The sequence below is a fragment of the Kineococcus esterisolvens genome (genome assembly GCF_050871405.1).
GTDB lineage: Bacteria > Actinomycetota > Actinomycetes > Actinomycetales > Kineococcaceae > Kineococcus.
On sequence record NZ_JBJLRI010000015.1, the window covers coordinates 1 to 14823 of the forward strand.

A 14823-nucleotide genomic window follows, 5' to 3' on the forward strand; every position below is an offset into this window, starting at 1 on the left:
GTCCTAGGCGTCACATACCCGCGCCCGCCCCCCGACCCCCCCCCCCCCCCCCCCCCCCCCCCCCCCCCCCCCCCCCCCCCCCCCCCCCCCCCCCCCCCCCCCCCCCCCCCCCGGGCCGGGGTGGAGCCAGCGTCACGTCAGCTCCCGGAGGCGTCGGAACCGGCCGGGTCGGAGCCGGAGGGGTCGACCTGGGTGGAGTCGCTGTCGCCGGAGTCGGCGTCGCCGCCCTCGCCACCGGCCGCGTCCACGCCCGCGGGGTCCGAGCCGGAGGGGTCGGCCTGGGTGGCGTCGCTGTCGCCGGAGTCGGCGTCGCCGCCGCCACCGGCGCCGAGCGGGGTGGTGGTGATGTCGTCGTCGCTGAGGTTGCTCATGCGCGTGAGCCTCCCACCGGCCCCCCTGCCCCGCACCCCGGCGCGGGCACCCGGCCGGGCATCCTGGGCGGGTGCTCCCCGACGAGACCGCCGGCCCCCTCCTCGCCGTCGTGACCACCGGCGGCACGATCGCCAGCACCCGCGACGGGCACGGGATCAGCACGCCCTCGCTGGGAGCGGTCGAGCTGCTCGCCGGCCTCACCCCGGGCGTGCGGGTGCGCACCGTGGAGGCGTTGCGCGCGGACTCCTCCTCGCTGACGCTGGCAGACGCCGCCCGGGTCCGCGAGGTGGTCGCGGCAGCGCTGGCCGACCCGGCGGTCAGCGGCGCGGTGGTGCTGCACGGCACGGACTCGATGGAGGAGACGGCGTACCTGATCGACCTGCACCACGACGACGAGCGCCCCGTGGTGCTGACCGGCGCGCAGCGCACCGCCGACGACCCCGAGCCGGACGGGCCGGCCAACGTGGCCGCCGCGGCGCGCGTGGCGCTGGCGGCGGCCTCCCGCGGGCGGGGCGTGCTCGTCGCGTTCGGCGGCCGGGTGCACCCGGCGGCGGGCCTGACCAAGCGGCACACCACCGACCTGGACGCCTTCTCCTCCCCCGTCCCGCCGCTGCCGCGCACCGGGGCGCTGGCGTGGACGGAGGCGCCGTGGCCGCGCGTGGACGTGGTGGCCGCCTCCCCGGGCGGCGACGGGGTGCTGCTGGACGCCGCCCGCGGGGCCGGGGCGCGCGGGGTGGTCCTGCAGGCGCTGGGGTCGGGCAACACCACGAGCGCCGTGGTGGGGGCCGTGCGCCGCTGCACCGCCGAGGGCGTCGCCGTGGTGGTCACCACCCGCGTGCCCGAGGGCCCGGTGAGCACCGGGTACGGCGGCGGGGGTGGCGGGCACGACCTCGCCGCCGCGGGGGCGGTGGCGTCGGGGCGGCTGCGCAGCGGTCAGGCGCGGGTGCTGCTGGCGAGCCTGCTGCGCACCGGTGCGGGTGCGGAGCGGGTGCGCGAGGAGTTCCATCGGCGCGGCGGCGGTGCAGCGCCCCACTAGCCTTCGGGGCCCGACTGCGATGGAGGAACGTTGACCGACGCCCCGCCCGCCCCGCCCCGCGGCGCACCCGCCCCCGACCTGCTCGTGGAGCAGCGCGCCGACCCGTTCATCACCCCGCCGGTGGACGGGACGTACTACTTCACCGGCTCGGTGCCGGAGTACGACCGCATCGTGGTGCGGGGGGCGCCCACGATCGCCGGGCTGCGCACCGCGCCCGAGACGGTCGTGTGGCGCCGTCCCTCCAGCGGCCGGATGGGTGGTCACGTGTGGGCGCCGGAGCTGCACCGCATCGACGGCCGCTGGTACGTGTACTTCGCGGCCGGCGACTCCGACGACGTCTTCGCCATCCGGATGTACGTCATCGAGTCGTCGCTGGCCGACCCGCGCGATCCCGCCGGCTGGGGGGAACCGCAGGAGGTCACCACCCCGTTCGGCTCGTTCAAGCTCGACGCCACGACGTTCGAGCACCGCGGGCAGCGCTACTACCTGTGGGCGCAGCGCGAACCGGGCATCGACGTGAACTCCAGCCTGTACATCGCCCCGATGGCCTCCCCGACCGCCCTGGGCGGTGAACCGGTGCGGATCGCGACGCCGACCCTGCCGTGGGAGGTGCAGGGGTTCGCGGTCAACGAGGGCCCGGCGGTGCTGGTGCGCAACGGCCGCGTCTTCGTGGCGTTCTCCGCCAGCGCCACCGACGAGCGGTACTGCGTGGGTCTGCTGACCGCCGACGAGGACGCCGATCTGCTCGACGCCGCCTCGTGGCGCAAGCACCCCGAACCGGTGTTCGCCACGCGGGCTGACGTGAACCGGTACGGCCCGGGCCACAACTCCTTCACGGTGGCCGAGGACGGGGTGACGGACCTGTTCGTCTTCCACGCGCGCGACTACCCGGGCTTCCACGGTGAGGACCCGCTGTACGACCCGAACCGGCACGCGCGGGTGCAGCGCCTGTCCTGGAACGCCGACGGCACCCCGGCGTTCGAGGTGCCTCAGGGCTGATGCGCCGGGGACGACCGTGCCCCCGCGTCCCGGGAGGGACGCGGGGGCACGGGACGCACCGGGTCAGCGGGCGGCGGAACCCTCGACGTAGTCGGAGTCGTCCGACTTCACCCACGCCATGAGCTTGCGCAGCTCGCGGCCGGTGGCCTCGATCGGGTGCTGCTCGGCCTCGGCGCGCAGGCGCTTGAACTCCGGCGCGCCGGCGTCCTGGTCCTCGATGAAGCGCTGGGCGAAGGTGCCGTCCTGGATGTCCTTCAGGACCTCCTTCATGCGCTCCTTCACCGAGGCGTCGATGACGCGCGGGCCGGAGACGTAGTCGCCCCACTCGGCGGTGTCCGAGACGCTCCAGCGCTGCTTGGCGATGCCGCCCTCGTACATGAGGTCGACGATGAGCTTGAGCTCGTGCAGGCACTCGAAGTACGCGACCTCCGGCTGGTAGCCGGCCTCGGTCAGGACCTCGAAACCGGTCTGCACCAGCGCGGAGGCGCCGCCGCACAGCACGGCCTGCTCACCGAACAGGTCGGTCTCGGTCTCCTCGGTGAAGGTGGTCTTGATGCCGCCGGCGCGCAGGCCGCCGATCGCCTTGGCGTAGGCCAGGGCGAGGTCCCAGGCGCCACCGGTGGCGTCCTGCTCCACCGCGACGATGACCGGCACGCCGCGGCCGTCGACGTACTCGCGGCGCACCAGGTGGCCCGGGCCCTTGGGGGCGACCATGACGACGTCGACGTCCGCCGGGGGCTTGATGTAGCCGAAGCGGATGTTGAAGCCGTGGCTGAAGAACAGCGCCTTGCCGGCGGTCAGGTTCGGCTCGATCGCCTCGGCGTACAAGCCGCGCTGCAGGTGGTCCGGCACCAGGACCATGATGACGTCGGCGGCCTTGGAGGCCTCGAACGGGGTGAGGACCTGCAGGCCCTGCTCCTCGGCCTTGGCGCGGCTCTTGGAGCCCTCCTTCAGGCCGACGACGACGTCGACGCCGGAGTCGCGCAGCGACAGGGCGTGGGCGTGGCCCTGGCTGCCGAAGCCCAGGACCGCCACCTTCTTGCCGGTGATCTTGGACAGGTCGGCGTCGTCGTCGTAGAACATCTCGGCCACGTGGGGTTCTCTCCTCGGGTTTCGTTCGGGTCGGTGGTACGGATCAGGCCGAGCGCAGGGCGCGGTCGGAGATGGCCCGGCCGCCGCGCGCCAGCGCGACGGAGCCGGACTGGACGAGCTCGCGGATGCCGAACGGTTCCAGCACCCGCAACAGCGCGGCCAGCTTGCCGGGGCTGCCCGTGGCCTCGACGGTGACCGCGTCCGGGGAGACGTCGACGACGTGCGCGCGGAACAGCGCCACGGTGTCGACGACCTCGCCGCGGACGGAGGCGTCGGCGCGGACCTTCACGAGCAGCAGCTCGCGCTGGACCGAGGCGTCGTCCTCCAGCTCGACGATCTTCAAGACGTTGATCAGCTTGTTGAGCTGCTTCGTCACCTGCTCCAGGGGCTGCGACTCCACGTCGACGACGATGGTCATCCGGGAGATCTCGCTGCGCTCGGTCGGTCCGACCGTGAGGGAGTGGATGTTGAAGTTCCTGCGCGCGAACAGCGAGGTGATGCGCATCAGGACACCCGGCCGGTTCTCGACCAGGACGGAGAGGGTGTGGCGGCTCATCAGGAGATCACCTTCTGCGCGGCGGGGTCGTCGCTGGACACGCCGTCGCTGTCGGCCTCGCGGTCCCACTCCGGGGACAGCCCGCGGGCGTACTGGATCTGGTCGTTGCTGACGCCGGCGGCGACCATCGGCCAGACCATGGCGTCGCGGTGGACGCGGAAGTCGATCACCACGGGCACGTCGTTGATCGCCATCGCCTTCTCGATGGTCGCGTCGACGTCCTCGGGCCGCTCGCAGCGCAGGCCCACGCAGCCGTAGGCGTCGGCGAGCTTGACGAAGTCCGGGACCGGCGCGGAGTGCGTCGAGTGGTCGCCGGAGTGCAGGTCGGTGTTGGAGTAGCGCTCGGAGTAGAAGAGCGTCTGCCACTGCCGGACCATGCCCAGGCTGGAGTTGTTGATGACGGCCACCTTCACGGGGATCCCGTTGAGGGTGCAGGTGGCCAGCTCCTGGTTCGTCATCTGGAAGCAGCCGTCGCCGTCGATGGCCCACACGACGGTGTCGGGGCGGCCGACCTTGGCGCCCATGGCCGCCGGCACCGCGTAGCCCATGGTTCCCAGGCCACCGGAGTTGAGCCAGGTGCGCGGGTTCTCGTACTTGACGAACTGCGCGGACCACATCTGGTGCTGCCCCACGCCGGAGACGTAGACGGCGTCCGGCCCGGCGATGGCGCCGATGCGCTCGATGACGTGCTGCGGCGAGAGGGTGCCGTCGTCCGGCGCGGTGTAGCCCAGGGGGTAGGTCGAGCGCCACGCGTCGGTCTGGGCGGTCCAGGCGCCGATGTCGGCGCGGCCGTTCGCCTCGAACTCGGCGGCCACCGCGGTGGTCAGCTCCGCCAGGACGAGCTTGGCGTCGCCGACGATCGGCACGTCGACCGCCCGGTTCTTGCCGATCTCGGCGGGGTCGATGTCGGCGTGGACGACCTTGGCGCCGGGCGCGAAGCTGGACAGCTCGCCGGTGACGCGGTCGTCGAAGCGCGCGCCCAGGGTGACGAGCAGGTCGGACTTCTGCAGCGCCGCCACCGCCGCGACGGTGCCGTGCATGCCCGGCATGCCCAGGTTGGACGGGTGCGAGTCGGGCAGCGCGCCGCGGGCCATGAGGGTCGTCACGGCGGGGATGCCGGTCAGGTCCGCCAGGGCGCGCAGCTCGGGCGCGGCGTCGGCCTTGATCACGCCGCCGCCGACGTAGAGCACGGGCCGCTGGGCGGCCGCGATGAGGCGCGCGGCCTCCTTGACCTGCTTGCCGTGCGGGCGGACCACGGGGCGGTAGCCGGGCAGGTCCACCGAGGTGGGCCACTCGAAGGAGGTGCGCGCCTGCAGGGCGGACTTGGCGATGTCCACGAGCACCGGGCCGGGGCGGCCGGTGCCGGCGACGTGGAACGCCTCGGCGATCACGCGCGGGATCTCCGCGGGGTCGGTCACGAGGTAGTTGTGCTTGGTGATCGGGATGGTGATCCCGGCGATGTCGGCTTCCTGGAAGGCGTCCGTGCCGATCGCCGCCGCGGCCACCTGACCGGTGATCGCCACCATCGGGACGGAGTCCATGTTGGCGTCGGCGATCGGGGTGACGAGGTTCGTCGCGCCGGGGCCGGAGGTCGCCATGCAGACGCCGACCTTGCCGGTGGCCACCGCGTACCCCTCGGCCGCGTGGCCGGCGCCCTGCTCGTGGCGCACGAGGATGTGCCGCACGTGCGGGGAGTCCATCAGCGGGTCGTACGCGGGCAGGATCGCGCCGCCGGGGATGCCGAAGACGACCTCGACCCCTACCGCCTCGAGGGAGCGGACCAGGCTCTGCGCGCCGGTGAGCGACGCGACGGGGAGCGTGGGGTCCAGGGGCAGGCCGCTGCGGCTGTGCTCGCCGGCCTGCTGGGTGCTGGTCTGCGGGGCGCTGATCGGCTCGTGGGCCATCTCGGAGTCCTCCTCGGCGGTGCGGCTCGGGTCCTGCAGTCGTCGGACGCGACCGGCCGCTCGGTGCGCCGGACGCGAAAAGACCCCTCCGCCGCGAGGTGGGTGAGGGGTCGCGCGCTCGGCGGGTCGATCGTCGTCGACCTCAGCGGGCGCGCTGTCCGATGGCTACGAGGAACCGCATGAGCAGCACGGTAGTCGCCCACCCCGGCGGTGTCAGCCGGCGGGGCGCCCCGTCTCGCATCGTGGACACGTGGTCCACGTGCTGGACAGGGTCGCCCCCGCGGCGGCTCACGTGCAGACTGCGCCCACGGACGCCGAGCGCACCTGCTTGGCGTACTTGGCCAGCACGCCGCGCGTGAAGACGGGGGGCAGCGGCTCCCAGCCCTCCCGGCGCGCCGCGAGCTCGGCGTCGTCGACCAGGACCTCCAGCGTCTTGGCGGCCACGTCCAGCCGGATGCGGTCGCCGTCGCGCACGAACGCGATCGGCCCGCCGTCGACGGCCTCGGGCGCCACGTGCCCCACGCACAGGCCCGTGGTGCCGCCGGAGAAGCGCCCGTCGGTCATGAGCAGCACGTCCTTGCCCAGCCCCGCACCCTTGATCGCACCGGTGATCGCGAGCATCTCGCGCATGCCGGGGCCGCCCTTGGGGCCCTCGTAGCGGATCACGACGACGTCGCCCGCGCCGATCGTGCCGTCCTCCAGCGCGTCCAGCGCCGCGCGCTCGCGCTCGAAGACCCGCGCGGTGCCCTCGAAGACCTCCGAGTCGAACCCGGCGCTCTTGACGACCGCACCGCCCGGGGCGAGGTTGCCCGACAGGACCGTGATGCCGCCGGTCCGGTGGATCGGGTCGTCCAGCGCCCGCAGCACCACGCCGTCCACGTCCGGCGGGGAGATCTCGGCGAGGTTCTCCGCCATCGTCCGGCCCGTGACGGTCAGGGTGTCGCCGTGCAGCAGCCCGGCGTCCAGCAGCGCGCGCATGACCACCGGGATGCCGCCGATGCGGTCCACGTCGACCATGACGTGCTTGCCGAACGGCTTGAGGTCGCCCAGGTGCGGCACCTCCCCCGCGATCCGGTCGAAGTCGGCCAGCGTCAGGTCCACCTCGGCCTCGTAGGCGATGGCCAGCAGGTGCAGGACCGCGTTCGTCGAGCCGCCCAGCGCCATGACGACGGCGATGGCGTTCTCGAACGCCTCCTTCGTCATGACCTGCCGCGCGGTGATCCCCTTGGCCAGCAGGTTCACCACGGCCTCGCCGGAACGGCGGGCGAAGCCGTCGCGGCGCCGGTCCGTGGCCGGCGGGGCCGCGCTGCCCGGCAGCGACATGCCCAGCGCCTCCGCCGCGGCCGCCATGGTGTTGGCGGTGTACATCCCGCCGCAGGCACCCTCGCCCGGGCAGATGGCGCGCTCGATGACGTCGACGTCCTCGCGGGACATCAGCCCGCGCGCGCACGCGCCCACGGCCTCGAAGGCGTCGATGAGGGTGACCTCGTGCTCGCTGCCGTCGGACAGCTTCGCGCGCCCCGGCAGGATCGTGCCGGCGTAGAGGAACACGCTGGCCAGGTCCAGGCGGGCGGCGGCCATGAGCATGCCGGGCAGGGACTTGTCGCAGCCGGCCAGCAGGACCGAGCCGTCCAGGCGCTCGGCGCTGATCACCGTCTCCACCGAGTCGGCGATGACCTCGCGGCTGACCAGGGAGTAGTGCATCCCCTCGTGGCCCATGGAGATGCCGTCGGAGACGGAGATCGTGCCGAACTCCAGCGGGTACCCCTTCGCGGCGTGCACGCCGTCCTTGACGGCCTTGGCCAGCCGGTCCAGGGAGAGGTTGCAGGGGGTGATCTCGTTCCAGCTGGAGGCGACGCCGATCTGGGGCTTGACCCAGTCGTCGTCGCCCATGCCGACCGCGCGGAGCATGCCGCGCGAGGCCGTGGCCCCCAGGCCGTCGGTCACCTGGCGGCTTCGGGGCTTGATGTCGACGCCGGGCACCGCGGCGGGACCGTCCGGCTGCGCTGCGGGGGCGTTCGCGGGGGTGTCGGTGCTCACCCCGGGATCCTAGGTCCCGAGCGCCCCCGGGCGCTCCCGGGCGCTCCCGGGCGCGGCGGCGCGGGGCGTTGACCGTCCGCGCGGCGCGTCCCTAGGCTCCCGGAGCCGCCGTGGCCGATCACGGTGATCCCCCACGACCGCGAAGGAGCGTCCCGTGACGCCCCCTGCTGCTCCCCTGCGCTGGGCCGTGCTCGGCCCCGGCTCCATCGCCCGCCGCTTCGCCTCCCAGCTGCCCTCCTCCGGGGCCGGCGGGATCGTCGCCGTCGGCAGTTCCGCCGCCGAGCGGGCGCGCGCGTTCGCCGACGAGGTCGCCCCCGGCGCGCGCACCGGCACCCACGCCGAGGTCCTGGCCGACCCGGACGTCGAGGCCGTCTACGTCGCCACCGTGCACACCACCCACGCCCGGCTGGCGATCGCTGCGCTGCGCGCCGGCAAGCACGTGCTGTGCGAGAAGCCGCTGGCCCCGAACCACGGCACCGCCATGGCCGTCGTGGACGCCGCGCGCACCAGCGGCAGCGTGCTCCTGGAGGCGTACATGTACGCCTTCCACCCGCAGCAGCGCGCCCTGCTGGACCTGGTGCGATCCGGCGCCGTGGGGCGGGTGCTGCACGTCGACGCGAGCTTCTCCTTCGCCGCCGCCTCCCCCACCGGCCGCCTCTTCGACGCGGACCTGGCCGGCGGCGGCGTCCTCGACGTGGGCGGCTACCCCGTCACGATGGCGCGGGCGGTGGCCGGCGCCGCGCTGGGGCGGCCGGCGGTGCTGACCTCCCTGCGCGGCGGCGGGACCGTCGGGACCACGGGCGTGGACGAGTGGGCGGTGGCCGCCCTGGAGTTCGACGGCGGTGTCGACGGCGGCGCCGACGGCGGTGTCACCGCGACGGTGCGCACCGGGGTGCGGCTGGCCGAACCACCTGCGGTGGCCGTGCACGGCACGGCCGGCTCGATCCACCTGGCCGACCCGTGGGCGATCGGGGCCGGCACCGGGATCGTGGTGCGCCGCGCGGGCGAACCCGAGCAGGTCCTCACGTTCGGCCCCGGGACCGAGGGGCACCTGCCCTACGCCGCCGAGGCGGCGGCGCTGGCACGGCTGGTGGAGGCCGCCCGCCGCGGCGAGGACGTCTCGGCCGGCGCCGCCGAGCACTCCCTGGACGACTCCCTGGCCACCTCCGCGGTCCTGGACCGCTGGCGCGCGGCGGTCGGCGTGCGCTACCCGTTCGAGCGCGACACCGCCGCGATCCCGACCGCCTCCGGTCTGCCGCTGCGCGTCGCCTCCCCGAACCCGATGCGCTACGGGGTGGTCCCCGGGCTGGGAAAACCCCTGTCCCGCATCGTCATGGGCGTGGACAACCAGCCCGACCTGGCGCACGCCTCCGCGCTGTTCGACGCGTTCTGGGAGGCCGGCGGGACGACGTTCGACACGTCCTGGTGGTACGGGCGGGGCCGCTTCGAGAAGCTGCTGGGGCAGTGGCTGACCAACCGCGGGCTGCACTCCGAGGCCGTCGTCGTCGCCAAGGGCGGGCACACCCCCGAGTGCACCCCGCAGGGCATGACGTGGCAGCTGCTGGAGTCGCTGGAGAACCAGCAGCGCGAGCGCGCCGAGCTGTACCTGCTGCACCGCGACAACCCCGACGTGCCGGTGGGCGAGTTCGTCGACGTGCTCAACGAGCACGCCGACGCCGGGCGCATCGGGGTGTTCGGCGTCTCCAACTGGACGACGGAGCGCTTCGACGAGGCGAACGCGTGGGCCGCCGCGAACGGCAAGCGGGGTTTCTCGGTGCTCAGCAACCACTTCGGCCTGGCCGAGGCGCTGGACGTCCCCTGGGCCGGGTGCCGGCACGTCACCGACGCGGCCTCCAAGCGCTGGCTGACCGAGCGGCAGGTGCCGCTGCTGCCGTGGTCCTCCCAGGCCCGCGGCTTCTTCGCCCGCGCCGACCCGGCCGACCGCCGCGACGCCGACCTGGTGCGCTGCTACTACAGCGACGCCAACTTCGAGCGCAAGCGGCGGGCGGAGGAGCTGGCGGCGCAGCTGGGCGTGCCGGCGACCGCGGTGGCGCTGGCGTTCGTGCTGGCCCAGCCGTTCCCCACGTTCCCCGTCGTGGGACCGCGCAGCGTCGACGAGCTGCGCGCGTCGACGGCCGGGCTCGGCGTGCAGCTGGACGAGGCGCAGGTGGCCCGGCTGGACCTGCGCGACGACTGAGGCGGGGGCAGCAGCAGCGGGTCAGCGGCGGGTCAGCAGTGGGTCAACGGCGGGTCAGCCCCAGCCCGCGCAGCGGCTCGCGGACGTCCTCGGCCCGCCAGCCCAGCCGGCCGTCGGTCCACGTCGGCGCCGGCAGCAGCCGCCGGCCGACGAGCTGGTGCAGGGTGGCCACGTCCACGTCGTAGCGGTGGCTGACCTGCAGCAGGGTGAGCTCGTCCATCGGTGCCTCTCCTCGCCCCGGTGCGCCGGCCCGGGCGTGCGTCCCCGCGGGCCGGGCGGCCGGCGGGGTGGGTGGCCTGGCGCGGCGGGCGGGCTCAGGCGGGGCGCATCCTACCGCCGGGACGGGCGCCCCGGTGCTCACGGGCCTGCGCCGGCGCTGAGAGGACGAGGCAGCGCCGGCGTGACGGCCGGGAAACGATCCGGAAACACGCGTGGGCTGTGCTGAGTGCATGGCGCCCGAGATCCCCGCCGACGCCTCCCGGCGGACGGTCCGCACCTCCTGCTCGTACTGCGGCGTGGGCTGCGGGATGCTCTTGCAGGTCGGTACCGACGCGACCACCGGGCGCCGGGTGGTCCAGGGCGTCAGCGGGGACCCCGAGCACCCCGCCAACCGGGGGCGGCTGTGCACCAAGGGCGCCACCAGCGCGGACTTCATGCGGGCCGGCGGGCGCCTGGAGCGTGCGCAGGTGCGCCCCGAGCGCGGCACGCAACCGGTCGCCGCGCGCCTGGACGAGGTGGTCGAGCGGACCGCGGCGCGGCTGCGGGCGATCGTCGAGGAGCACGGCCCGGACGCGGTCGCCCTGTACGTGTCGGGGCAGATGTCGCTGGAGGCGCAGTACCTGGCGACCAAGCTCGCCAAGGGGTACCTGCGCACCCGCCACCTCGAGTCGAACTCGCGGCTGTGCATGGCCAGCGCCGGGGCCGGCTACAAGTCCTCCCTGGGTTCCGACGGCCCGCCGGGCTCCTACGACGACTTCGACCACGCCGACGTCTTCCTGGTCACGGGCGCCAACATGGCCGACTGCCACCCGATCCTCTTCCTGCGCATGGCGGACCGCCTCAAGGCGGGTGCGAAGCTGATCGTGGTGGACCCGCGCCGCACGGCCACCGCCGAGCGCGCCGACCTGTTCCTGCAGATCCGCCCCGGCACCGACCTGGCGCTGCTCAACGGACTGCTGCACCTGCTCGTCCGGGCCGGTCACGTCGACACCGGGTTCATCGAGAGGTGGACCGACGGCTGGGACGCCGTCGAGGCGATGCTCGCCGACTACTCCCCCGCCGCCGTCAGCGCGGTCACCGGGGTGCCCGAGGAGGACCTGCGCACCGCCGCCCGCTGGATCGGCGAGGCCGGCGAGTGGATGTCGTGCTGGACGATGGGGCTGAACCAGAGCACCCACGGCACGTGGAACACCAACGCCCTGTGCAACCTGCACCTGGCCACCGGCGCCATCGGCCGGCGCGGCAGCGGGCCGTTCTCCCTGACCGGCCAGCCGAACGCGATGGGCGGCCGGGAGATGGGGTACATGGGCCCGGGCCTGCCCGGGCAGCGCTCCGTGCTCGTCGAGGAGGACCGGGCGTTCACCGAGGACGTGTGGGGCCTGCCGCGCGGCACGATCCGCCCGGACGCCGGGACCGGCACGATCGACGTCTTCGAGCGGATGGCCGCCGGGGAGGTCAAGGCGTGCTGGATCGTGTGCACCAACCCGGTCGCCTCGGTCGCCAACCGCCGCACCGTCATCGAGGGCCTGGAGGCCGCCGACCTGGTCATCTGCCAGGACGCCTTCGCCGACACCGAGACCACCGCCTACGCCGACGTGCTGCTGCCGGCGGCGCTGTGGGCGGAGTCCACGTACGTCACCGTGAACTCCGAGCGCACCCTCACGCTGCTGCCGCAGGCAGTGGACGCACCCGGCGACGCGCTGCCCGACTGGAAGCTCATCGCGATGGTCGCCACCGCGCTCGGGTACGGCGAGGCGTTCGCGCACGACTCCGCCGAGGAGGTGTTCGAGGAGATCCGCCGCTTCGCGAACCCGGCGACCGGTTACGACCTGCGCGGCATCGACCACGCCAAGCTGCGCGGCGGGCCGGCGCAGTGGCCCAGCCCGCCCGGCGACGAGGGGCGGCGCAACCCGGTGCGGTACCGCGACGGTGACGGCTTCCGCTTCGCCACCCCGAACGGGCGGGCGCAGTTCCACGCCCGTCCCCACGTGGACCCCGCCGAGCTGCCCGACGAGGACCACCCCTTCCTGCTGACCACCGGCCGGCTCCCGCACCAGTGGCACACCATGACGAAGACGGGGAAGGTCGCCAAGCTGACGAAGCTGAACCCCGCGCCGTTCCTGGAGCTGCACCCGCAGGACGCGAGCGCCCTGGGCGCCGCCGAGGGCGACCTCGTCGAGCTGGCCTCCCGGCGCGGGCGGGCCGTCCTGCCCGCTCGGGTCAGCGACCGTGTGCAGCCGGGGACCTGCTTCGCGCCGTTCCACTGGAACGACTCGCACGGCGAGTACCTCGCCGTCAACGCCGTGACGAACGACGCGGTGGACCCGGTCTCGTTCCAGCCGGAGTTCAAAGCGTGCGCGGTGCGCCTGACCCGGGTGGGGCCGCCGCCGGCCGCTCCCGCGGCGGCCGGGCACGGGGACGAGCCCGCCCTCCTCGCCGCGGGGGCGGCACCGGTGCTGGACGAGGTGCAGCGCACCTACCTCGACGGCCTGCTGTGGGGGCGCCGGCAGGAGGGGGTCACGGGCGTGCCGGTGCTCCCGCCGACCGCGCCGTTCGACGACCGCACCCGCACCTGGGTGGACGGGGTGCTGGCGGGGATGTTCTCGCGCGCGCCGGAGCGTGCGGTCCAGGAGCCGGCCGGGCACCGCGTGACCGTGCTGTGGGCCTCGCAGACGGGCGGCGCCGAGGAGCGCGCCGCGGCCTTCGCGGAGCAGCTGCGCGCCGGCGGGTACGCCGTGGACCTCCGCGGGATGGACACCGCCGACCCCGGGTCCGTGGCGCGGGCGGGCACCGTCCTGGTGGTCACCAGCACCTTCGGCGACGGCGACGCCCCCGACAACGGCGCCGCCCTGTGGTCGGCGCTGAGCGCGTCCGACGCCCCCCGGCTGGAGTCGACCCGGTTCGCCGTGCTCGCCATGGGCGACTCCAGCTACGCCGACTTCTGCGGGCACGGGCGGCGGCTGGACGAGCGCCTGGAGGAGCTGGGGGCGGCGCGCCTCGCCGAGCGCGCCGACTGCGAGCCCGGCGAGGAGGACAAGGCCGAGCGCTGGTTCCGCGCGGTCCTGGAACGGCTGGGACCGCCCGCGCAGGCCCCCGCCACCGTCCCCGCCCCCCGGGTGGGCACCGACCCCGCGCCGGCGGTCCGGCCGGCGCGCGGCGGGAGCCGCAGCGCGCCGGTCCCCGCACCGCTGGTGCGCAACGAGCGCCTGACCGCGCCGTCCTCCGGCAAGGAGGTGCGCCGCTTCGGCTTCGCCCTGCCGGAGGACGTGACCTACCGGGCCGGCGACGCGCTGGGGGTGTGGGCCGTCAACGACGAGGCGGACGTGCGGGACTTCCTGCGCGCCACCGGCCTGCCCGCCGACGGCGCGGTGCACCTGGAGGGCGTCGGCGGGACCAGTTGGCGGGAGGCCGCCACCCGGCACCTGGACCTGCGGCGGGTGGGCCCGGACCTGCTGCGGCTGGTCGCCGCCCGCACCCGCACCGGCCAGCTCGGCGGGCTGCTCGCCCCGGAGCGCGCCGGGGAGCTGCGCGCCTGGCTGCACGGGCGCTCGGTCGCCGACGTGCTGGCCCGCTTCCCCGCCCGCGCCGACGGCGAGGAGTGGGCGGCGGTCCTGAAGCGGCTGCAGCCGCGGCAGTACTCGATCTCCTCCTCGCCGCTGGTGGATCCGCACGAGGTCCAGCTGACGGTGGGCGTGGTGCGCTACGAGGTCGACGGCGGTGAGCGCGGCGGGCTGTGCTCGACGTTCCTGGCGGACCGCTGCCGCGAGGGCGAGCGGGTGCCGGTCTTCGTGCAGCCGGCCACCTCCTTCCGCCCGCCGTCCGACCCCGGCACTCCGATGATCATGGTGGGCCCGGGCACGGGCGTGGCGCCGTTCCGGGCCTTCCTGCACGAGCGGCGCGCTCTGGGGCACACCGGTCGCAACTGGCTCTTCTTCGGCGAGCGGCGCTCCGCGACGGACTACTACTACCGCGAGGAGCTGGAGGGCATGCGCGAGGACGGCTTCCTCACCCGGCTGACGCTGGCGTTCTCGCGCGACCAGGACGAGAAGGTCTACGTGCAGGACCGCATGCTGCAGCACGGTGAGCAGCTGTGGGCGTGGCTGCGGGAGGGCGCCTCGCTCTACGTGTGCGGCGACGCGACCCGGATGGCCAAGGACGTCGACGCCGCGCTGCGGCGGATCGCGGAGGTGCACGGGGGCATGGACGACCAGGAGGCCGCCAACCACGTCAAGGAACTGGCCGCGGACAAGCGGTACCTGCGCGACGTCTACTGACGGGACGCCCACCGGGGCGGCGTCCACCGCGCGGCCTCACAGCAGCGGGTCCGGGGGGTGAGGACAACGTGTCGCCCGCGAAACACGGGTGAACGAGGCCGGTAACACGCCCTGCCTACCGTCGGTGCCACGAC

9 protein-coding genes and 1 pseudogene are annotated in these 14823 nt (G+C 74.6%); 4 read left to right on the top strand and 6 right to left on the bottom strand.

Features of this window, described 5'->3' with window-relative positions:
- Positions 1–137: 137 nt before the first annotated feature.
- Positions 138–371, bottom strand: coding sequence for a hypothetical protein (locus tag ACRYR8_RS07285; RefSeq protein WP_432483638.1), 234 nt, complete (start codon positions 369–371; stop codon positions 138–140).
- 71 nt (positions 372–442) lie between these two features.
- Here ACRYR8_RS07285 and ACRYR8_RS07290 point away from each other — a divergent pair, with 71 nt between their 5' ends.
- Entirely contained in the window at positions 443–1408 is a 966-nt protein-coding gene (locus ACRYR8_RS07290; protein ID WP_432483640.1) for an asparaginase, read from the top strand.
- A gap of 42 nt (positions 1409–1450) precedes the next feature.
- Positions 1451–2404: pseudogene (locus tag ACRYR8_RS07295) on the top strand (glycoside hydrolase family 43 protein); the annotation flags it as partial.
- A 66-nt stretch (positions 2405–2470) separates the two neighbouring features.
- On the opposite strand, the gene ilvC reads toward ACRYR8_RS07295, so the two are convergent.
- From ilvC to ilvD, 4 genes are all read right to left on the bottom strand, one after another.
- Positions 2471–3499 carry a ketol-acid reductoisomerase gene (ilvC, locus tag ACRYR8_RS07300; protein WP_432483642.1) on the bottom strand — a complete coding sequence of 343 codons (1029 nt, stop codon included), beginning with the start codon at positions 3497–3499 and terminating at the stop codon, positions 2471–2473.
- A gap of 43 nt (positions 3500–3542) precedes the next feature.
- A complete protein-coding gene (ilvN, locus tag ACRYR8_RS07305) occupies positions 3543–4055 on the bottom strand; it encodes an acetolactate synthase small subunit (protein WP_242127871.1) in 513 nt (170 codons plus the stop codon).
- Positions 4055–5959, bottom strand: coding sequence for an acetolactate synthase large subunit (locus tag ACRYR8_RS07310; protein ID WP_432483644.1), 1905 nt, complete (start codon positions 5957–5959; stop codon positions 4055–4057). The genes ilvN and ACRYR8_RS07310 overlap by 1 nt, the downstream gene beginning before the upstream one ends.
- A 288-nt stretch (positions 5960–6247) precedes the next feature.
- Positions 6248–7942: a dihydroxy-acid dehydratase gene (gene ilvD, locus ACRYR8_RS07315; RefSeq protein WP_432483719.1), complete on the bottom strand. Its 1695-nt coding sequence runs from the start codon at positions 7940–7942 to the stop codon at positions 6248–6250.
- 211 nt (positions 7943–8153) lie between these two features.
- On the opposite strand from ilvD, the gene ACRYR8_RS07320 reads away from it, so the two are divergent.
- Positions 8154–10196: an aldo/keto reductase gene (locus tag ACRYR8_RS07320; protein ID WP_432483646.1), complete on the top strand. Its 2043-nt coding sequence runs from the start codon at positions 8154–8156 to the stop codon at positions 10194–10196.
- Positions 10197–10239: 43 nt separating this feature from the next.
- On the opposite strand, the gene ACRYR8_RS07325 is transcribed toward ACRYR8_RS07320, so the two are convergent.
- Entirely contained in the window at positions 10240–10416 is a 177-nt protein-coding gene (locus tag ACRYR8_RS07325) for a hypothetical protein (protein ID WP_432483648.1), read from the bottom strand.
- A 229-nt stretch (positions 10417–10645) separates the two neighbouring features.
- Here ACRYR8_RS07325 and ACRYR8_RS07330 point away from each other — a divergent pair, with 229 nt between their 5' ends.
- Positions 10646–14689, top strand: a complete 4044-nt coding sequence (locus ACRYR8_RS07330; protein WP_432483650.1) for a bifunctional nitrate reductase/sulfite reductase flavoprotein subunit alpha — start codon at positions 10646–10648, stop codon at positions 14687–14689.
- Positions 14690–14823: the final 134 nt, after the last annotated feature.